The organism is Okeania sp. KiyG1 (assembly GCF_014132355.1).
Classification (GTDB): domain Bacteria; phylum Cyanobacteriota; class Cyanobacteriia; order Cyanobacteriales; family Microcoleaceae; genus Okeania.
Genome location: NZ_BLZO01000118.1, coordinates 156,825 through 177,888, shown reverse-complemented (window position 1 = coordinate 177,888; position 21,064 = coordinate 156,825). Strand labels below are relative to the sequence as shown.

Here is a 21,064-nt window from a genome sequence, read left to right as displayed (position 1 = left end):
TTGATAAAAGTAGAAAAAATAGAAGAATCTTTGCTGTATGTAGAACAAGCTTTACAACTTAAGCCTAACAATCTTGATTTCATAACTAACTATGCAAATGCTTTTATAGAGGTAGGGAAAACAGAAGAATTCCTATCTCTGATTGAAAAAGATATAAAAGTTAGACCTAATGATGTTAATTTTACTATTAGCTATATTAATGCTCTAATCAAGTTTAAATTGGGAAAAATCGAAGAGTCATTACTTTTTTTTGAACAAGCTCTAAAGCTTAAGCCTAATAATGTTGATTTTCTTAGCAAGTATGCAAATGCGTTAGTAAAATCAGGTAAAGTTGAAGATTCTTTACCTTTATTTGAAAAAGCTCTACGACTGAAACCTAATAATACTGATTTGATTAATAGGTATGCAAATGCGTTAGTAAAATCAGGCAAAATTGAAGAGTCTTTATCTTATTTAAAACAAGCTTTACAACTTAAATCTAATAATATTGACTTCATTATTAATTATGCAAATACGTTGACAAAATCAGGTAAAATTGAAGATTCTTTACCTTTGTTTGAACAAGCTCTACGACTAAAACCTAATAATGTTATAACTGTTAATAATTATGCTAATGCTTTAATGAAATTAGAAAAAGTAGAAGCATCTTTACCTTTATTTGAAAAATCTCTACAACTGGAACCTGATAATGTTTTAACTATTAATTACTACGCTAGTGCTTTAATGAAATTAGAAAGAGTAGAAGCATCTTTACCCTTATTTGAAAAATCTCTAAAACTCGAACCTGATAATGTTATAACTATTAGTAGTTATGCTAATGCCTTAATGAAATCAGGTAAAACTGTAGAATCTTTTCCTTTTTTCAGAATATCTCTACAAGGGATTATTGGCTATGCCAATTATTTGATAAAATCAGGAAAAACCCAAGAATCCTTACTTTGGTTTGAACAAGCTCTAAAACTAGATCCTGATAATATTGATGCTATTTTTAACTATGCAAATGCGTTAATAAAGTCAGAAAAATCGAAGAGTCTTTACCTTATTTAAAAAAGCTTTACAGCTTAAGCCTAATAATGTCAATTTTATAAGCAGGTATGCGGATGCCTTGATAAAAGTAGAAAAAATAGAAGAATCTTTGCTGTATGTAGAACAAGCTTTACAACTTAAGCCTAACAATCTTGATTTCATAACTAACTATGCAAATGCTTTTATAGAGGTAGGGAAAACAGAAGAATTCCTATCTCTGATTGAAAAAGATATAAAAGTTAGACCTAATGATGTTAATTTTACTATTAGCTATATTAATGCTCTAATCAAGTTTAAATTGGGAAAAATCGAAGAGTCATTACTTTTTTTTGAACAAGCTCTAAAACTTAAGCCTAATAATGTTGATTTTCTTAGCAAGTATGCAAATGCGTTAGTAAAATCAGGTAAAGTTGAAGATTCTTTACCTTTATTTGAAAAAGCTCTACAACTAGAACCTGATAATACTAAAACTGTTAATAATTACGCTAATGCTTTAATCAGATTAGAAAAAACAGAAGATTCTTTATCTCATTTTGAAAAATCTCTACAACTAGAACCTAATGATGTTATAACTATTGGCAGCTATGCTAATGCTTTAATAAAATTAGAAAGAGTGGAAGATTCTCTACCCTGGTTTGAAAAAGCTCTAAAACTGAAACCTAATGATGTTATAAATGTTGGTAGTTACGCTAGTGCTTTAATGAAGTTAGAAAGAGTAGAAGATTCTTTACCTTATTTTGAAAAATCTCTAGAGCTAGAACCTGATGATATTATAACTATTAATTACTACGCTAGTGCTTTAGTGAAATTAGAGAAAACAGAAGAATCCTTACCTTATTTTGAAAAAGCTCTAAAATTGGAAGCTGATAATGTGAAAACTCTTACTAGCTATGCTATTGCTTTAATGGTACTAGGCAAGTTTGACGAATCTTGTCAGTTTTTTGAGAAATCATTAAAGCTAAAAGATGATAACTATGTACGATACAAATATGCAACAGCACTAGAAGAATTAGGTCAATATCAACAAGCAATTGAACAACTAGAAAAAATTAATTTAAATGATTTATTACAATACCGTGCAAATGTAATTCGACTAATACTAGGAAGATTATATTACTCCATTAAACAACCAAAAATAGGTCATCAATATTTTGACGAAGCCATTGATAATTCTGATGAACAAGACAAAACTTTACTCTACACTGCTAGAAGTATTTTAGCTAATAATCCTTATCACAAAAAAGCTATAGAAAAGCTAGACGAAATTGCTCAAGACTCGCCTCATTATGCTGATGCTTTAAAAATATTAAATCTTAACTTAGACTCAGAAGAATACTTTAAGAGAAATAACTCCGAAACTAAGTTAAAAGATACTCAAATGCTCAACAGAGCAATGTATCATAAAATTGATAACGAAATTGGCATTCTCAAAAGTATTGCCTATCGCATTTTAAGAAACTATCAAGACGAAAATTCGATTTTAAATAACATTATTGAAAAGCTGGAAAACTTAGTTGAAAAATTGCCGATCGCCGAGAAATACAACAAGATAAAGTAGACCAAATTCCCGAAGATAACTACCGAGAAATTTTATCTGTTATTTCTCAAACTGCCCATGATATTTCTGACTTTGTAAATAATGAATTAGCACTTATTGAGTCAAAAACTCGTCGGGCAATGCGTAAAGTTGACAGTGAATCTAAAAGTTATTCCCAGTTTGAAAAACTTTTAACTCAATTAGAATTAACTCAAGATGCTCTGAACGATTTGAAGGCAATAAACGAAGGGATAAATATTAAATATAAACACTTTCCAGTTCAAACAATCTTTGAAAAGTGGGAAGATAATAATAAAATTGAAAATGCAGAAATTCAATTAGAAATTACTAACAGAGATTCAGAATTTTATGGAGATGAGGAAAAGATAAAAAGTGCTTTAAATGAAATGGTCGAAAATTCTCTGAAACATAATTCATACCAACAACATTTAATTATCAAAATGAAATCTCAAGATGTTACTAATCCTGAAGGTATTAGAGGTTTCACAATGCCAGGAGAAAAAAAGTATTTATTAATCGAATTTTCTGACAATGGAAAAGGTATTCGTGAAGATAGAAAAGAATGGATATTTCAACCCTTAACTACTACTTCCAAAAAAGGTCAAGGCAGTGGTTTAGGATTATATATTATTCGTAGAACCCTAACTGAAATGGATGGTCATATTCAAGAAACAGGAGAAAATGGTGTAAGATTTCAAATGTATATTCCTTATAGCGATCGCTAGTCAAAATTAAATCAAAATATCACAAGATTAACTATGGAAATAAAGAATGTTCATTTACTATTAGTTGAGGATAATACGAATTATCTCGAAGAATTAATAGAGTGGTTAAAAGAAGAGTTTGGTTATCAAAATATTGAAACAGCAATTAATGCTAAAGAAGCAACAGAAAAACTACAAAATCCTTTAAATCCTTTTGATGTTATTATTGCTGATATGCGGATGGAAACACATGATAGTGGTTTTGCTGTCCTAGACCAAGCTCAATCTTCTATTGTGATTATCTTAACAGCAAATGATACCGTTACTGACTGTCGTACAGCTTTTAAAAAAGGAGCTTGGGATTATATTTCCAAGAATATGAAAGGCAATGTTTTTGAAATTTTAGATGAGTCTATTAAAGAGGCAATGACTTATTTTAACCGTTGGGGTAATGTTAAAAATGACCAATGGATTGAAGAAAATAAAGAATACTTAGAAGAGCAATATTGGGGAGAATATATTGCAGTTATTAACCAAACAGTTATAGAAGCAGCAGATACAGAAGAAGAACTTAATCAAAAAATTGAGGAACGAAAATTAAGAAGATTTTTAACCACTATTCGTAAAATAGGCGAGTTCAAACCTGTAGATGAATTGATTAAACAAGGGGAAAGCGATACTTTAGAATTTAAAAGCACTTTACAATGGAGTGTTAAAGGAAATTGTAAGGATGAAAAGTTAAAATTTGCTGCTTTAAAAACAATAGTTGCTTTTCTCAACTCCCAAGGAGGAACATTATTAATAGGAGTTGAAGATAATGGTAATATCTTCGGTTTAGAAAAAGATATTTCTTTACTATCCAAGAAAACTTTAGACAAATTTCAACAAACATTAATTAATCTAATTTCTCAGTATATAGGTTCTAATTTCATCAACAAATACATCAAAATTCGTTTTGAAAAATTAGAAACAAAGGAAATTTGTATTGTTGATGTTAAAAGAGCGTTCAAAAAGGCATTCCTCAAAACCGACAAAGGTTTGGAATTTTATATTCGAGCAGGAAATACTACAAAAAATTAGATATTCCTGAAATTTACGACCATTTTTCCGAAATTAGATGAAATAAATTATTATTCATTATCACAACTGATAACTGATAACTGATAACTGATAACTGATAACTGAAATGACCTATTCCCTCTTTTCTAGAGATATCTAATGAAAAATAATCGTGTAATTTTCAGACAGGTAGGTATTGTTCTGATTTTAGCAAGCATTTTTAATACTGTATGTATACTCTATCTAAGAGTACAAACTCAGAGCAATTCATCCTACTCATCTATTTTGAACACTTTGGCTGTAATTGGAGGAGTATTACTCTTTTGTGGAAACCGAAAACCTGTGCAGGAAGTTAGATGGGTTGCAGCATTTTTGCTCTCTCGCTTTATTAGCTGGTTATTCATATTACTTCCTTTAGAGCTAATGACAAAAGAAGTTTGGTTGGCTCAAATTCGCCTCTTGCCAGTTAGTTTTTTTATTCCGCTTCTAGTTGAAATAGTAACTGGTTTTGTTGCATTCTGGGTTTACATCAAACTAAGAAATATATCTGTAATTGGTAAAAAAGTTAGGCCAAAACGTTCAGTATCTCCACCAAAACTGGCATTTATTTTGGGCATTTTATATACACTGATATTAGTGTTTTTTTTACAGTTCATACTCAGAGGAGATACTGGAGCTAAAGCTATAGAGATAGCTCAGATAGAATATGGAAATTACTACAAGTATCACGTCAGGGGTATACAATGGGAAAAAAATCAGGTCAAGGCTAATTTGATTGGGTATAATGAATGCGAAATAAAATATATAACAGTTAAGTGGAATCAGTAAAGAAGTATTGCAATTAGCAGGAATGAAGGCATTAAAAGAAGCTGGAAGCTATCAACCATCTATTATTTTTCTCCTTCTAAATATTGAGTTTCAACTGCTTGAGTTCCACTCATAAACTTTTTCCCTGTTAAATATTGAGTTTCAACTGCTGGAGTTCCACTCATAAATTTATTATCAGATTCAAGTGGCAATAAAATACTTGACGCTTCCTTAACTTCCGAAATTAACGCTTGTCCACTACCATTAAATAAACGAATAACTGCATAGGAAATTAATACTGGTGAAGCTAAAATTAAAGCAGCTATCATTCCCACTGGTGCCACTAATTGATAGACAATTAAAGCAGTAGGTTGAAATTCTTCATATTGGGAAAAAACCCGCGATAACCACCACACTAATAATGCCATTACCGCAAATCCGAAAAGAGTAACAATTGAAGGTACAATAAAAGATAAAAATACAGCCATTAGTGCAATTAAAGCACCCCAACCTTTAGCAACAATTTTCTCTGATAAGTCAGAAACCATAATAGTTCCATGTACAAACCAAATCATAAATCCAAATACTAATGTAATTGCTGACCCTGCCAAAAAAATGTTAACGCCCTTAATAAAAAGCTGCTTAATTTCATCGTTATTTAATTTATGTTGTTTCTGGTTTTCCATTTTTTAATTCCCTAAACTTTAACTTTTTAGTATACCTGATATAGTTGAAGTCAGAAGTCAGAAGTTAGAAGTCAGAAGTTAAATTCTTACTGTAATCAAATTTGAGAATAATGACGAAAATAGGTTTTACTGCGTAAGTCCTATTCTAAATACCAAACTAGCTGAAGTCAGAAGTCAGAAGTTAGAAGTCAGAAGTTAAATTCTTGCTGTAATCAAATTTGAGAATAATGCGGGTCCCCCTCTCATAATTCCTATCATTTTCTTCATAGAACTAATATCATGTCTCTTTAAATACCCACAAATAACATTATTAGGGAGTAGGGGGTAGGGACGTTGCATGTAACGTCCCTACAGAGTAGGAGAAAATTTGATAAATTCTCAAGATAATTGATGAAGATAATTTTTATTACGTCTAATTAATGAGACCTGATATAAATCTCTATATATTGTTGTATTAATAATCCTAATTTTCTTGAGGAAGAAATAATTCACGAGTTAGGTCGTAATTATTAAGTTTAATTATCTAACTAGGAGCTAGTTAATAAAAAACATAGAACCTTTAAAAATTCCCCCTACTCCCTACTCCCTACTCCCTCAAAGATAAATAAAATTACCTTTCCCTTTTGAATAAATACATTGACTCGTACAAGTTTCATCAATTCTAACTGCTACAAGTCCGGGAATTTTATGTTCTAATTGTTCATAAATCCATTTAGCGATCGCTTCACTGGTAGGATTAACTAAGCCTGTAGTTTCGTTTAAGTGGTAGTGGTCTAAATAATCATCTAGAAGGGGTTTTAGATGTTTTTTTATATCTCCATAATCCATAATCATACCCTGCTTTGCACCAGAGTTTACTAATTCATTACCAGAAATATAAATAACACCACGCCAAGAATGACCATGTAATCTTGCACATTTCCCATCGTGATTAGGTAGTTGATGGGAAGCTTCAAATCTAAATTCTTTACCTATTATCCAAGTTTCTGAGTTAGATTCATTTTTGAGAGTTTGACATTTTTCCTCTTTTTTTCCATTTAATACCATTACTATATCCTGAATAATTAGAGGGAATAGTTCAACAATTAATTATTAATTATTAACAATTACCTATTCTTGAAAAGAAGAGGATTGACGCGGTAGGGAAAATTTTTTCTCCTTTAAAGTAGAGGCTTTAAACCTTTATTATTCGGTAAAAAATATTCATTTTGTCAATTGTACCACATTAACCACCGAATCTACTATATCTCAACTCTTGGGAAGTATCTAGTCAAGTTTAAGTTTTTTCCTCCTTCCTTTTCTCCTAGATAACTAATATCATGTATCTTTTTTATTATGGCTAATTAATGAGACTTGATATGAAAGTCTTCCTGCTTAATTTCTTAGTCAGAAGTTTACCAACTTACATAAGTTAAATTTTTCTCTATTACTTATTTGATTGTAGCTATTTTTTGAATATAAAATTTCCCGCAATTATCAGCAATATATTATATAATTTCCGAATAATCAGTCATCAAAAAACTTTCTCCCTTCTAGCCTTTTCTTCCCTTCTGCCCTCTGCCCTCTGCCTTCTGCCTTACCGAATTATTAATTATTAATAATTAAATAATTCTGGTTTAAAGCCTCCCTTTTAAGGGGAAAAAAGCGGTTGAGGGATGGCGAGGTCCCCTCGCCATATCCAATCAACCAAGAGAAGAAATAATATTTCCTTATATTCAATCAAGAGTGGTTTTAACCAGAGGTAATTATCAATTATCCATTATCAATTATCAATTAATGAACCATCTATAAATTCCAACCACCAGAAACTTCCAAAATTTGCCCTGTAATATACTCAGAATCAGGGTTAATAAAAAACCAAACAGCATGGTTAATTTCTGTCAACTTTGCTGGACGTTTAGCTGGTAATTTAGGAATCATTTCTTCTACATCCCAAGAATTTTCTGCGACTCCAGGAGATACTACATTAACAGTAATTTTATCTTTAATTAATTCAAGAGCTAATGATTTAGTATATATGATAATACCAGTTTTGGCAATCATATAAGCTGTATTCGTTCGTCGTGCTGCTATATTTTGGGCACTAGCACAAGCAAAATTAACTATGTGTGCGCCATTTGCTGCTTTGAGATAGGGAAGTGCTGCTTTAGTAATATAAAAAGTGGCATTGAGGTTAGAATTAATAACTTCCTGCCACTCTTTTATAGATGTTTTGCTAATTGGTTTTCTCAGGTAGTTACCCACATTATTAACTACTACTGATAAACCACCCAATTGTGCTGCTGCATTTTCTACTAGAAACTGAGCTTGCTCTGGTTTGGTAATATCTGCTTGTAGAGCTACAGATTTTACTCCATAAGTAGCTGCTTCTTGAGTTGCTTGGTTAGCTGCCTCTGCACTGCGGTTATAATGAAATGCTACATCAAATCCTTTACTTGCTAAATCGAGAGCGATCGCTCTACCTATTCCCACTGCGGAACCTGTTACGAGTGCTTTTTTGATCATTAGTAGAATTGCTATTTTAACTTGCCAGCTTAAAGCTTAGATACTCCCGAACATTCTACCTCTTCTAGAAGTTGAGCGATCGCCTTTCCCGAAACTGGGTCTATCCAATTAGGGGCTATTTCTGCTAGGGGTACGAGAACAAAAGCTCTTTCTCTCATCCGAGGGTGGGGGATTTGCAGATTCGGAATATCTAATATTAAATCATCATATAGGATTAAGTCTAGGTCTAAAGTTCTAGGTCCCCAATGTACTAAACGTACTCGCTTAAATTGTTTTCTATATCCAAAATAATTTCTAACAATTTTGAGGAGTTAATTCTACTTTTAATAATGCACAACCATTCAGATAATCTGGTTGTTTTGGACCGATAGGTTTAGTCCGATACCAACTAGAATAAGTATTTAAGGTAATACCTGGAGTTTTGGATAAAATTTGGATTGCATTTTCTAGAATACTTAAAGAATCACCAAGATTACTACCAAGAGCAACAGCTACATTATTCTCTTGTTTTTCTGATTGACTGAAGTGAACTTGATGAGACATTACTAGGGAATTTTTGACCTGATTTTTTGCTGAATTAAATTTAGAAAAACCAACAATAAACTACCCAAGTTTCTCATCAACTAAAACGTTTTTAATAGCATGATGCCTGTGATAGTTTTTTCTAATTTACTATTTATATTATAGCGTTTCTCAAATTGGTTAGATACAGTTTTAGATCCCCCCTAACCCCCTTAATAAGCTATCCCTTATAAGGAACTCCTGAAAACCTTGTGTGACCCACCCTAACCCCTCCCAGGAAGGGAAGGGGAGTAGGGAGCAGGGGAGAAAGGAGAAAGAACCAATTTATATAGGAAAAACTACTTAAGTTATCAAGAAAAATCTACTTTTTAATACACTTTTTCTCTGGCAAAAATCTTTGGAAGGCTAATACATAACTTGTCGATTGTGTCAAGTTTTATCTTAAGAAAGATATTTATAAAGCATAGCTTAATAAGGGGGAACCGCTTAAAAGTTTCAAAGTCCCCCTTTATCGATCCCCCTCCCGTCCCCGAAGATCGGGGAAACCATAAGATGCTGCGCTTTTTGTTAAACGGGGGATGCGCGGGGGATCGTAAATGTACCTCATCTTTATGAGAAATGCTATATATTCCTTTTATATTCAGGACTTACGCACCTGCAACTTATTTTCGTCCGAAGCGACCGACAGGGTTTGCGCAGCATTCCGGGAGGGAAAGCAATCTCAAATCCTAGTTTTTCGTACCTCATGCGTAAATCCTAATATTATATTCTTCAACTTTGATTTTTAATGAATAAAAAAATCCCAGAAGTTATTACATATCTAAGAACTCCCCAGGCCATTCGAGAAAGATGCGACTGCATATTTAATCTTGCTTGTCAAGACCAACTCAATAATTTTCGAGTCGATTTAACTCAACTAGATAAATGTGCCGACTATGTTATTAATGTAATCCTGGAGCAGTATCCCAAACTAGATATACCCTTCCATAGTCGTTGGCGACATTTCCAAGTAGGAGATATACCTCGCCTAGCTGAACTTGACCAAATGTTGGCAGGACTCACACCTCTAGAAAAGGCCAAAGTTAAATTTGATTTAGCCATTATTAGTGTACTACTAGATGCGGGTGCGGGCATAAACTGGCAATACACTGAACCTGAAACAAGCTTAATATTTAGCCGTTCGGAAGGTTTAGCAGTTTGTAGTTTCCGACTATTTTGCCAAGGTTTTTTTTCTAGTAATCCCGATTTTCCCTGGCAAGCAGATACTAGAGGACTTTCCCAAATTAATCTTCAGACTTTAACTCAAGGATTCCAAGTTAGTCCAGAAAATCCATTGGTGGGTCTTGAAGGTCGTCTGGAATTGCTACAACGCTTAGGACAAGTGTTAAATCAACATCCTCAGTTATTTGGCATTGAGAGTCCACGTCCAGGAAATATGGTTGATTATTTGTGGCAAAATCAGGCCAATAAAGAAGTAATTCAAGCTACTTCAGTATTAAATGCTGTATTGGAGGGGTTGGGTGATATTTGGCCAGGACGTAGTAATATTTCAGGGATTAATTTAGGAGATGTTTGGTCTCATTCTCTGCTCAAAACTGACTGTTTAGGGGATGAATATATACCTTTTCATAAATTATCTCAATGGTTAACATACTCATTGCTTGAACCATTACAAGAATTGGGTTTAAAAATAATTGGATTAGATGATTTAACTGGATTAGCAGAATATCGGAATGGTGGCTTATTTATAGATATAGGACTAATACAAATTAAAAACCCTCTAGTTTTACAACAGCAACATTTACCAGGTTCAGAAATTATTGTAGAATGGAGAGCATTAACTATTAGTCTTTTAGGCAAAGTTGCTCAAGTAATTCAACAAAAACTTAACTTAAATAGTTCAGAATTACCACTGATAAAAGTCTTACAAGGAGGCACATGGACAGCAGGGCGAAAAATAGCAAAAGAATTAAGAAAAAGATGGTTCGCCTCCGATTAAAATAAAGAGTGATGGAACAGTTTTTAATTAGTAATTATGGACTCAATCTCAATTACTGGAATTCGCTGCTATGGGTACATCGGCTTTTTTCCAGAAGAAAAAATATTGGGACAATGGTTTGAAGTAGATTTAACTATAGGGTTAGATTTGAATGCTGCAAGTAAAAGCGATGCTTTGGAAGATACTGTAGATTACAGCAGCATAATTAATACTGTCCAAAAGCTTATAAAAAATTCTAAGTTTGCTTTGTTAGAAAAAGTAGCTGATGCGATCGCTACGGCTATTTTGCAAGAATCATTAGTACAAAATGTCAAGGTTAGTGTAACTAAGTTAGCAGCTCCAATACCAGATTTTAGTGGCAAAGTTACTATTGAAATTACTAGAGAAAAGGAAGCATTAGTATATAACTAATTGGCATTGTTGATTCTGGGTATGATTTAATAATTCTGTATTTTGGATTTTTATTTTAGATTGTTTGAACTACTTGGGCGTTGCTGATTCTGGGTATGATGCAGAGCTACCCGAGCAAGCCAATTTGGGGGTAATAAAACTCTAAAAGTCCCCCTTGATCCCCCTCCCGTCCCCCTTAGAAAGGGGGAAGCCAGATGTTGCTGCGCTTTTTTGTTGAACGGGGGATGCGCGGGGGCTTGACCAGAACCAAAAAATCGTGCATTCATACTTCAATTCAGCAACGCCCTACTTGTTAATATTAACTGTTCCCTGTTCCCTATAAATCTACTTTGATACCTTAATTCAGTAATGCCAACTAATTTAGTACATATCTCCAGAAAAGAACAAGTAGGTGGTAAGTAGTAGGCGGAAATAATTAATGTATATAGTAAGATAATTAACTTTATTTTTGACAACTGATAACTGATAACTGAAATGACTATTGGAGATGTCTAGTTAATAAATTTGGTAATTTAGACTATTTTAAATGTGGTGAAGTATATACTTTATTTTGATTTTTAAAGAATTTAATCAAGTAAAAAAATGTACCTCGCTACTATTGTACATTACTACCTAAATTTGTTTTAGAGGTCTCTGTATTTTATGATAATTTATAACATTTTTAAACAATAATGTTACGAACAATATTTGATGAATAAAACTAGATTATAAAATGACAAAAACTACTATCATTAATCATCCATTAGTTCAGCATAAATTGACATTATTACGCAGAATAGAGACTACCACTGCTCAATTTCGCCAACTGCTAAAAGAAATAGGAATGTTATTAGCTTATGAAGTAACTCGTGATTTACCAATAAAATATCAACAAATTCAGACACCAATGAAATTGATGGAAGCACCCATGTTAGCTGCTGAAAAAAAAATGGTGATTGTTTCCATTATGCGAGCAGGTCAAGGACTTCTTGATGGAATTTTAGAGCTAATACCTACAGCAAGAGTGGGACATATTGGTTTGTATCGTGACCCTAGCACTTTAGTTGCTGTAGAATATTATTTCAAAGTTCCCCATGATATTGACCAGCGAGATGTGTTAATAATTGACCCAATGTTGGCAACTGGAAATTCAGCAATAGCAGCAGTTGATCGGATTAAAGAATTTAACCCAGAGTCAATTCGGTTTCTGTGTTTATTGGCAGCACCAGAGGGAATTGAAAATTTCCATAACTATCACCCAGATATACCTTTATACACTGCTGCTATTGATGAAAAATTAGATGCACATGGTTATATTATTCCAGGATTAGGAGATGCAGGCGATCGCTTGTATGGAACGAGATAATTGTTATTTTCCTATGAACTCAAACATAACTGCTATATGACAAATAATATTTCCTCTAAACAAAAATTTTTCGATCTTTGGGCCCCTAATTATGATTGGTTATTTCCATCTGTAGTTTATCAAGCAGTACATCAAAGATTATTGGAGTATGTAAATCTGCCAAGTCCAGCAAATGTATTAGATTTAGGTTGTGGGACTGGAAAACTTCTACATCGTCTTGCTATTAATTTTCCAAATCTTCAAGGTACTGGTTTAGATTTATCTCCCGAAATGGTCGATCAAGCTAATAGTCGTAATCGTCATTCAGAAAGTGTAACATTTTTAATAGGAAATGCTGAAGAGATGCCTTTTGCTAATGAACAATTTGATGCCGTTTTTAATACAATTAGTTTTTTACATTATCCTCATCCTCAACAAGTATTTAATGAAGTTAGTCGAGTTTTACGTCCAGGAGGATTTTTCTATTTAGTTGATTCCTATTTTAAGTGGCAAGATGAATTTCAGTCTTTGAATATTTCTCCTGGTGGAATTAAGCTTTATAGTCCAACAGTTCGCGAACAATTAGGTAAAGAAACTGGATTAAATTTACAAGCAAATCACTATTTGTTGGGAGCAGTATTACTAACTATTTTTACTAAATAATTGTAAGTTCAAGAAGGAGGGTGGGAAGATAAAGACAGCTAGTGGCGTGACACGCCTAAAAAATTCAGTTGGTGCAATAGTAGGGGCGGGTTCCGCGTTAAGTTAATGGTGTCACCCACGACTGGGTAAACCCGCCCCCACCCTCATAATCTAATGCACCATTTAAGCTGTGTCAGTCTACTAGAAACAAAAATAAGAGTGTACAGTTTTAGCTGTGTCAGTCTACTACTTAAATAAAATATTAAATCTTTTTTTGCGACTACTATACCATCTTTGAAAAATAATTTTACGAATAGTAAGGGCGATCGTGCATCCTTTACCGAATAATTAATAATTAAATAATTCGCGCCTTGAAGCCTCCCTTGATCGGGAAATAAAGAAATAATATTTCCTTATATTCAATTCCTTAACGGTTTTAACCAGAGGTAATTATCAATTATCCATTATCCATTATCAATTATCAATTAATGAAAGGAGATATCCTTTTGACTAATGATATCATGTCCGCTGGGGCGCGTTTGTGTAAAATCAAGGGTGAATATCTACAGGAAATTTACGTTTTTTCAAGCTTTTAAGCTTTCTTCCCTCTTCCTTCTTCCCTCTTCCCTCTTCCTTCTTCCTTACTTCACTATACAATACCGATGCTACCGGACATCATATGAGATAAGTTATGAACTAAAAAATGGCATCTAAACTATTTATTCTGACTCCTGAGTCCTGACTCCTAACTCCTGACTTCTAAGAAATACCCTGACTTTTAGAGAATAAAGAATGAAAAACACAGAAACAATAGCAAGGAACGAGTTAGTGTTTGACTTATACTAATGATAAACTGAATAAGGGGAAATGTTTTTCCCAGTGTTGAGTTGCAGAAGTGCGCTACCAAGCACGTCTGTCACCAATGCGGGGTCTAACTTTTGTTCCCTGCTATACTTCCTATTCCATATTGGTATAAATTGGATGTAGATGCAATTAAACTGATTCAAGCTTAGGCAAAAGCAGAATATCCTAAATATGGAGGAATATCTTGCCAACGTCCTTGACCTACAGCTTGATTTGCTTCTGTCAGACTAATATCACCAGTGTACAAAGCACGACCAACAATTGCACCTTCTACGCCCATGGCTTCTAGTGCTAACAGATTTAACAAATCAGTAATTGAACTAATACCGCCAGAAGCGATAATGGGAATATTAATTACAGCAGCTAATTCCCTTAAGGATTGTATGTTAGGCCCTTTGAGAGTACCATCTCGCTGAATATCTGTATAGACGATCGCTGCAACTTTTAGTTTAGCCATTTGCCGAGCGAGGTCAGTTGCTGATACCTCAGATGTTTCTAACCACCCTTTAGTAGCTACTTTACCATTTCTGGCATCAATGCCTACAATAATTTTACCGGGAAATTCTTGACAGAGGTTACATATTAACTGAGGTCGTTCGAGCGCTACAGTACCTAAAATAGCTTGTTTGACCCCAAGAGCAAGCACACTTGCAACTGCAGAATAGTTGCGTAAACCTCCCCCTAATTGTATTGGTACATCTACTGCTTTGATAATCGCTTCTATTGTCCTTTGATTGACAGGTTGACCTGCTTTTGCACCGTCTAAGTCTACCAAATGTAGCTTTGTTGCTCCTTCATCTACCCACCTTTTTGCTACATCAACTGGGTTATCATTAAAAACGTGCGTTCGTTTATAATCTCCTTGATATAACCGTACACAACGTCCATCTAGTATATCGATTGCGGGAATAATATTCATAGACAAGATTTTTGTATTCAAAACTACTATTTTTTTAACAGTTGCACCTACTGTTAATATGATACATAATCGAACTAGAAAGTCCTGACCACACAGGAGTTTTTACTCCTGCTAATTTCATACCTTCTGCAGTCCAATCATTACAAGCTCTTAAAATCGAATAATTACTTTTTGCTGCATAAAAACCGCCTCCATAATTACTATCTACGAGCAGGTTGATTTTATTACCTTGGGTATCTAACTGGAAGGAATTATTGATAAATTCCATCAGCCTACGGTAATTAGTTTGAGTAATTATAGCACACTTAATTTCATATTGTTGAGGAATATTTCTATATGCTAATACCCTCATTGCAGAGGGTGTTTGTAGGAACATGGCCTTAAAAATTGTCACAATTGGCAATGATGTCCCATTATAAGTTTCGAGAAAATAAGCTCGATCACCAAGGCCAAAAGCTAGATATTTGATAGAAGCTGATTGATTAGCTATTAATTTTAAGTCTAAATATTGCTGCCAATTCCAAATTTTAGTTCTGACTGGAACTAGAATATCTGTATGGATACCAGTATTATAAATATAGATAGATATACCTTGGTCTAATAAAGCCATATTGCAAGAATTATCCAAGCAATTTCTCGGAGTAAAATAGCCAATAATTAAGCAAATTATTATGGATAAAATACTACTTAATACCAATCGAAAAATTCTATTTTTTAACATAAAATATTAGTAATTTATTGATTGGGGATCGTCAATATAAACAGCTATACTGAGGATATTCTATCTTGATATCGATGACAAAATCTTAAATGTTAATTATAGACGTAAAAATAAACTAATTAAATTACTATAGAAAAATTTAACTTTTTTTGTATTTTAAACTTTACTAGAATTTTCTGAATATAAAAGCACGCCACCTAGAACTAAATTGATGACTTCTTGAGTTTGTTTTTCAATCATTTCCTGACTCAAAAGTTGTCGATCGGGTTTGAGATAACTGAGATTTTCCTGAGCATCAAAATAAAAACACAAATCCCTAGAATATTTATAGTTGTCAAAAATGGGTCGATCTGCCGGAAACTTCCTTCTGCTATTCCCCGCTCCAAAATACCCATCAAAAATACAAAGCTGTTTTGCCAACCAGTTAATTCTCCGTATTTACCCTGATTTTGAATTGCTTCATGGAACCACAGTCTCCCTCTATACGGATGAGCTGCTTCGTAGGCGATCGCTGAACGTATGACCATTTTCAAAGCTACTTCTGCTGACAACTGCTCCAGGTGGGACTGCTGAATCATTTGATTAAGTTCGCTGACCAAGCGTTGAAAAACCTCCTGATACAGAACCTCCTTACTTTTGAAGTAATAGTAAATCATGGCTTTTGTTACTCCTGTACGAGCTGCGATCGCATCTATCTTGGCCCCAGCTAAACCATATTTCGCAAATTCCTCTTCTGCTGCATCTAAAATTTCTGCTTTTGTTGCTTCTCGATCGCGCAATCTTCCTTTCTTGTTCGGTGATGGTTTTCTTTGCCTTGATGGTTCACAACTGTTATAAATAGACTCCCAAAAAGTTTATCAAAATAATTGGGTCGCGCAACCCCGCCGGGAAATGACGAAATGTTTTTGGAGGCTTGCTCAAATCCCCTACTTCCCGTCCACGGTCGGGGTTAGGGGTGGGTTGACTTCTGACTTCTGACTTCGTTAATACCTTACTCTGAAAAGGCCAAGCTTTACACTAATTACTCGGGCCAAAATATGGCCTTAATTCTTAGTTAGTTAATATTAGCATTTGCTTCGTTAACTCTTGACAAACCACATTTAAAAGCTTTATATTAATAACTGACTAAATATTTAGTTAAATAAAAGGAGCAACAGATGGCACATATAGATATACCATCACCTTTGAAAAACCTAGCCAACCCTGGACATTTCTAAGGTTGTCTCTCAAAGGTTGCAGATCGAGTCAGTAATGACTACGTTGGCAGGTCACGACCACCATATGTGAACTCCAGCATATATGCTGGTCGCTCTAAATTAAGGACAGCGTTAAAGTGCGCCAATCGGAAGTGGGTTTGATACCGATAGTGTTTAGAGCATGAACAAGCCTGGCCAACATGATAGCTTCGGTTTGCGGAACGCAATCGAGGAACACTTTACTGAAAAGGACTAGACACCACAATGTCTAATACTAATTACATTTTTGTCATAGATACAAACAAAAAACCATTACAACCTTGCAAACCAACTGTAGCTCGTAGGTTGTTAAATTCTGGTAAAGCTGCTGTATGGCGACGCTTTCCGTTTACTTTGATTCTCACGCAAAGCTGTTGAAATAGTTGTAAAAACAACTTTAACTCTAAAGATTGACCCAGGCTCTAAATTTACAGGAATTGCTCTATTAGAGGGAAACAAGGTGATCTGGATGCTAGAAATTCAACACCGAGGTTCATTAATTTCCGAAAAACTGCAAAAGCGTTCTCACAGACGGAGAGCTAGAAGGACAAAAAACCTCAGATACCGTAAACCAGGTAACCCGAACAAAAGAAGCCCACTGGTTGGTTAGCACCTTCTCTAATGCACAGAGTCGAAACTACTATGACTTGGGTCAAACGATTAATGAAGTTTTGTCCTGTAGCATCAATCTCAATGGAGTTGGTTCGCTTTGATACTCAATTGATTCAAAATCCAGAAATTAAAGGATATAGAGTATCAACAGGGTGAATTAGCAGGATATGAATTGAGAGAATATTTGTTAGAAAAATGGGGTCCGAGATGTGCTTATTGTGGCAAAACTGATACACCACTAGAAATAGAACATATCTACCCCAAATCTCAAGGAGGCTCAGACAGAGTATCTAACTTAACTGTTGCCTGTAGTAAATGCAATCAACTTAAGAGTAATCAAGATGTCAAAGAATTCTTATCAGGAAAGCCAGAATTATTAAAGCGAATACTTACCCAAGCAATATCGCCTTTAAAAGATGCAGCAGCGGTTAATTCTACGCGGTGGAAATTGTTCAATACTTTAAAGACTACAGGTTTGGTAGTAACTACAGGTAGTGGAGGACAGACAAAATTTAACCGCAGAAAACAGAAGTTGCCAAAAGCACACTGCATAGACGCAGCTTGTGTAGGTGAAGTGAATAAGTTAGAGTTTAAGACCACCCAAGCTTTAGCTGCTATCTGTAAAGGGCAAGGAGGTAGACAGAAAGCAGCAGTTAACAAATATGGCTATCCTATCAGGTATAACCCACTCAAACCAATCAAAGGTTGGAATAGTGGAGACTTAGCATTGAACATTGAAACTGGGGAAGTTGGTAGAGTTAATCCTCGCTCAAAATCAAATAGTTTTAACTTTACAGTGCCAGGACAGAAAGCCAAAAGTGTTCATCTGAGCAAATTAAAAGTTGTACATAAAAAAGACGGTTATACCTATACATTTTGTCCACAGTTGTCGATGAAGTCAGGAGTCAGAAGTCAGGAGTCAGAATGAATAGCTTCAATACCAGTTTTTAGGCCATAAATTCTCTTTTATTTCAAAAGGACATATACTAATCTGTCTTTTAATTAGACTTATTATCCATAACATTCTTTTTTAAAAATGGTGTAATAAAACCCTATAGATAAATCTAGGAAATTCAAACATTTTTGTTAGTAAATATAATTTTTGAGGTAGATATGAAACCGATTTTACCAGGCGCACCTTGGTTGATTGCTCATAAGTCTATGCTAGGAGTTAATCAACCTAAAAATTACTTTAAATGGGAAAGATTATGTTATTTGGCAAAACAAAAAAGGTGAAGTTTTTGCCCTCAATAATGTCTGCCCTCATTTTCAAGCTCCCTTATCTGAAGGCTGGGTTTGTCAAGAACGAAACACAATAACTTGTCCTTTTCACGCCCTAGAATTTGATGGAGCAGGAAAATTATATAAGGCAGGTAAATTAGACACTCAACCAATTACCCAACCTTTAGAATTAATTGTTAAAGAGGATTGTCTTTGGACTTATGGTGGATATGAGGCAAGATTACCAATTCCTGAGTTAATTCAAAAAGTAACTGAGGAATATGAATTTATTGGAGTAAGTGGGGAAAAAAGTATTCAGGCAGATTTTTTAAGCAGTATGCTTGTTAACTATGACTATAATCATCAAAATGGTACTCATAAGGATTTGTTTGAAATTACCTCATGTGATGTTAAGTCATATCAAACTAATGGATATTATGCTAAAGTAGAACAATATATAACAAGAGCTGAAAATACTTTTGGAGAAATTTTAAAAAATCCGGCTTTGGGATAATTCCTAAAGTTATGAACAATACTCTAGAATATTCTTTTCCTTCAACTACAACATTCTTAGCTGAAGTACCAGTAGGTAATATTGTTCAAACTCACATTGTTTACCCAGAAACTGAAAACGTAACAAAAACATTTATTTTGTTATATGGAAAATTTAAAAATCCTGTCTTTAAGTTTTTGTTTCAAAAATCATTTTTACAGGCGGCAGCTACTGTTATTGACCAGGATACAACGGCGGTGGAAAGCCTTTATGAACGACAAAAGTCAAAGATTAGATTGCCAAATGAAGAGATTATGTTTGATGCTGAAAAACTATATCGGAATTGGTAAAATGTATTGCTGTAGTTATTTTAGTCATGCTTTAATTTTGCATCAACTAAATGTGAGGTAATCGACTTTAAAATTGCATATTTTTGGCACTTCAAAACAGGAAATAAATAAGAATTTTTATTCCTTCTTATAACTTCCGTTCTCCAGAATATTTTCAATTCTAAGTGCTTGAGAAATATCTTCTCAAATAACTTTTGTTTTAAGTGTATCAATCCTTTACGGTTCTATAGGAATTGTCGGCAAAAAAAACCCGGCAAAAAGGGGTTCCCTAGGTTGAAAAAGTATCAAGTTAGAGCATCTGTTGAATATCAAACGTCGGACTGGAAGCTTTCAGAGGATAGACGTTATTTAACGTTTTCCGATAAATTTCAAGCGGGTACATTCAAGCTGTGGGGAAATGGAAGCAATCTCAAATTCTAGTTTTTTGTACTTAATGCGTAAGTCCCGATTGAAGAATCTCCTTGTCCTGATTGACAGTATGAGAACAAAAATTTAGTTTACTACCTGGTTTATACTTAACATTTTTCACATTCTGCTTAATGTTAAATTTTCTATCTAGTCCAGTAAGTTCTAAATAATATTTAACGGAATCGTTCAAATTGATTAGGTATAATTTACAACCATTTTTATTGGCTATACGATGTAATGCGACCAAAGTCACTAATCCATAATTATTAATTGAATGGATAGTGGCAAGGTCTACTACACAGCAATTTTCTGAGCTATTAGCTAACATTTGTTTCAACTTATGTTGTAGCAGAGAACTCTTTTTTGTTAAAATCACCTAAAGGACGAATTAAGAGAGCCATAACTTTTTTCTACTTTGCTAATTTTAAATACAAGGTAATTATCCGATATTGTGATGTAGTTAGTAAGTGATTTTCATAAGCATAACTTAGTGATAACATGAAGCTTGGTTCGTGATCACATGAAGCATAACTTAGTGATAACATAAAACTTGGTTAGTGATACTTCAGTTGACTAAGTAATGATATAGATCACAGTCGATCTTAAGCTGGAATAGTAAAACTCCAATGACTAATATCATCAGTAAAGTAGGTGCTATAGCAAGGAAAAGCCAACAATAGGAAAAAAATTTTCCTCTCTAAGGTTCGCGATCGCTCTATATCCTAACTAACTTTTTCGCGTGTTATGGATAGCTCAGAAAAGAAAATCAGATGGTTTTAGTATTTTATAGAAGTCTCCAAGGCGCTTAGAGCATAAAGTGAGGAACATAGCGTTGGGGGAGCAAGTGTGGCAGCTACATCGCCTCTATGGAGATGGTCTAATAATTTGTACTTTTCTCTATCCTAACAGCTTTGGTAGTTAATAATAAAATGGCAAAAAATTAAATTTTTAATTAAATTTTTGGCAGTCCTGCTCGCGTAATGGTAATCTAGGAAAAA

19 protein-coding genes and 4 pseudogenes are annotated in these 21,064 nt (G+C 33.9%); 15 read left to right on the top strand and 8 right to left on the bottom strand.

Annotated features, from left to right (window positions below; translation table 11 throughout):
* The 5 genes from SAGCYANO_RS28635 to SAGCYANO_RS28615 all read left to right on the top strand — a co-directional run bounded on the left by SAGCYANO_RS28635 (position 1) and on the right by SAGCYANO_RS28615 (position 5,175).
* Positions 1–1,047 (top strand): tetratricopeptide repeat protein, encoded by a 1,047-nt coding sequence (locus SAGCYANO_RS28635; protein WP_202223170.1) that lies wholly within the window; start codon positions 1–3, stop codon positions 1,045–1,047.
* A 58-nt stretch (positions 1,048–1,105) separates the two neighbouring features.
* Positions 1,106–2,584, top strand: coding sequence for a tetratricopeptide repeat protein (locus SAGCYANO_RS28630; RefSeq protein ID WP_202223169.1), 1,479 nt, complete (start codon positions 1,106–1,108; stop codon positions 2,582–2,584).
* A gap of 119 nt (positions 2,585–2,703) precedes the next feature.
* On the top strand, positions 2,704–3,309 hold the full coding sequence (locus SAGCYANO_RS28625) for a HAMP domain-containing sensor histidine kinase (RefSeq protein WP_202223168.1): 606 nt from the start codon (positions 2,704–2,706) through the stop codon (positions 3,307–3,309).
* Positions 3,310–3,342: 33 nt separating this feature from the next.
* Positions 3,343–4,368 carry an RNA-binding domain-containing protein gene (locus SAGCYANO_RS28620; protein ID WP_237396805.1) on the top strand — a complete coding sequence of 342 codons (1,026 nt, stop codon included), beginning with the start codon at positions 3,343–3,345 and terminating at the stop codon, positions 4,366–4,368.
* A gap of 138 nt (positions 4,369–4,506) precedes the next feature.
* Positions 4,507–5,175, top strand: a complete 669-nt coding sequence (locus SAGCYANO_RS28615; protein ID WP_202223167.1) for a hypothetical protein — start codon at positions 4,507–4,509, stop codon at positions 5,173–5,175.
* Positions 5,176–5,237: 62 nt separating this feature from the next.
* Here the strand turns inward: SAGCYANO_RS28615 and SAGCYANO_RS28610 are convergent, their stop codons facing one another.
* The 4 genes and pseudogenes from SAGCYANO_RS28610 to folK form a co-directional block, all read right to left on the bottom strand.
* Entirely contained in the window at positions 5,238–5,840 is a 603-nt protein-coding gene (locus SAGCYANO_RS28610; RefSeq protein WP_202223166.1) for a hypothetical protein, read from the bottom strand.
* Positions 5,841–6,434: 594 nt separating this feature from the next.
* Positions 6,435–6,887, bottom strand: a complete 453-nt coding sequence (gene queD / locus SAGCYANO_RS28605; RefSeq protein ID WP_202223165.1) for a 6-carboxytetrahydropterin synthase QueD — start codon at positions 6,885–6,887, stop codon at positions 6,435–6,437.
* A 738-nt stretch (positions 6,888–7,625) separates the two neighbouring features.
* Positions 7,626–8,345, bottom strand: coding sequence for a bifunctional dihydropteridine reductase/dihydrofolate reductase TmpR (tmpR, locus tag SAGCYANO_RS28600; protein WP_202223164.1), 720 nt, complete (start codon positions 8,343–8,345; stop codon positions 7,626–7,628).
* A 29-nt stretch (positions 8,346–8,374) separates the two neighbouring features.
* Positions 8,375–8,888 (bottom strand): annotated as a pseudogene (gene folK, locus SAGCYANO_RS50750) (2-amino-4-hydroxy-6-hydroxymethyldihydropteridine diphosphokinase).
* Between the two features lie 766 nt (positions 8,889–9,654).
* Between folK and SAGCYANO_RS28590 the strand changes: the two are divergent.
* From SAGCYANO_RS28590 to SAGCYANO_RS28575, 4 genes are all read left to right on the top strand, one after another.
* On the top strand, positions 9,655–10,866 hold the full coding sequence (locus SAGCYANO_RS28590) for a URC4/urg3 family protein (protein ID WP_237396804.1): 1,212 nt from the start codon (positions 9,655–9,657) through the stop codon (positions 10,864–10,866).
* A gap of 36 nt (positions 10,867–10,902) precedes the next feature.
* Positions 10,903–11,277: a dihydroneopterin aldolase gene (gene folB / locus SAGCYANO_RS28585; RefSeq protein WP_202223163.1), complete on the top strand. Its 375-nt coding sequence runs from the start codon at positions 10,903–10,905 to the stop codon at positions 11,275–11,277.
* A gap of 712 nt (positions 11,278–11,989) precedes the next feature.
* On the top strand, positions 11,990–12,622 hold the full coding sequence (upp, locus tag SAGCYANO_RS28580) for a uracil phosphoribosyltransferase (RefSeq protein WP_202223162.1): 633 nt from the start codon (positions 11,990–11,992) through the stop codon (positions 12,620–12,622).
* A gap of 36 nt (positions 12,623–12,658) precedes the next feature.
* Complete coding sequence (locus tag SAGCYANO_RS28575; RefSeq protein ID WP_202223161.1) at positions 12,659–13,264, top strand: class I SAM-dependent methyltransferase; 606 nt, start codon at positions 12,659–12,661, stop codon at positions 13,262–13,264.
* Positions 13,265–14,252: 988 nt separating this feature from the next.
* On the opposite strand, the gene hisA is transcribed toward SAGCYANO_RS28575, so the two are convergent.
* The 3 genes from hisA to SAGCYANO_RS28560 form a co-directional block, all read right to left on the bottom strand.
* Positions 14,253–15,026, bottom strand: coding sequence for a 1-(5-phosphoribosyl)-5-[(5-phosphoribosylamino)methylideneamino]imidazole-4-carboxamide isomerase (hisA, locus tag SAGCYANO_RS28570; RefSeq protein ID WP_202223160.1), 774 nt, complete (start codon positions 15,024–15,026; stop codon positions 14,253–14,255).
* Between the two features lie 34 nt (positions 15,027–15,060).
* A complete protein-coding gene (locus SAGCYANO_RS28565) occupies positions 15,061–15,654 on the bottom strand; it encodes a DUF2459 domain-containing protein (RefSeq protein WP_237396803.1) in 594 nt (197 codons plus the stop codon).
* A gap of 341 nt (positions 15,655–15,995) precedes the next feature.
* Positions 15,996–16,526 (bottom strand): TetR/AcrR family transcriptional regulator, encoded by a 531-nt coding sequence (locus SAGCYANO_RS28560; protein ID WP_237396802.1) that lies wholly within the window; start codon positions 16,524–16,526, stop codon positions 15,996–15,998.
* A 681-nt stretch (positions 16,527–17,207) separates the two neighbouring features.
* Here SAGCYANO_RS28560 and iscB point away from each other — a divergent pair.
* The 6 genes and pseudogenes from iscB to SAGCYANO_RS45845 form a co-directional block, all read left to right on the top strand.
* Positions 17,208–18,522 (top strand): annotated as a pseudogene (iscB, locus tag SAGCYANO_RS50745) (RNA-guided endonuclease IscB).
* 155 nt (positions 18,523–18,677) lie between these two features.
* Positions 18,678–18,830 (top strand): hypothetical protein, encoded by a 153-nt coding sequence (locus SAGCYANO_RS45865; protein ID WP_237396801.1) that lies wholly within the window; start codon positions 18,678–18,680, stop codon positions 18,828–18,830.
* A pseudogene (locus SAGCYANO_RS45860) lies at positions 18,769–18,906 on the top strand (Rieske 2Fe-2S domain-containing protein); the annotation flags it as partial. The gene SAGCYANO_RS45865 and the pseudogene SAGCYANO_RS45860, both read left to right, overlap by 62 nt.
* Positions 18,907–19,152: 246 nt before the next feature.
* Positions 19,153–19,329 carry a hypothetical protein gene (locus SAGCYANO_RS45855; protein ID WP_237396799.1) on the top strand — a complete coding sequence of 59 codons (177 nt, stop codon included), beginning with the start codon at positions 19,153–19,155 and terminating at the stop codon, positions 19,327–19,329.
* 11 nt (positions 19,330–19,340) lie between these two features.
* Positions 19,341–19,658 carry a hypothetical protein gene (locus SAGCYANO_RS45850; RefSeq protein WP_237396797.1) on the top strand — a complete coding sequence of 106 codons (318 nt, stop codon included), beginning with the start codon at positions 19,341–19,343 and terminating at the stop codon, positions 19,656–19,658.
* A 219-nt stretch (positions 19,659–19,877) separates the two neighbouring features.
* Positions 19,878–20,057: pseudogene (locus SAGCYANO_RS45845) on the top strand (RNA-guided endonuclease TnpB family protein); the annotation flags it as partial.
* A gap of 31 nt (positions 20,058–20,088) precedes the next feature.
* On the opposite strand, the gene SAGCYANO_RS50740 reads toward SAGCYANO_RS45845, so the two are convergent.
* Positions 20,089–20,442, bottom strand: a complete 354-nt coding sequence (locus SAGCYANO_RS50740; protein WP_375340010.1) for an STAS domain-containing protein — start codon at positions 20,440–20,442, stop codon at positions 20,089–20,091.
* Between the last annotated feature and the right edge of the window lie 622 nt (positions 20,443–21,064).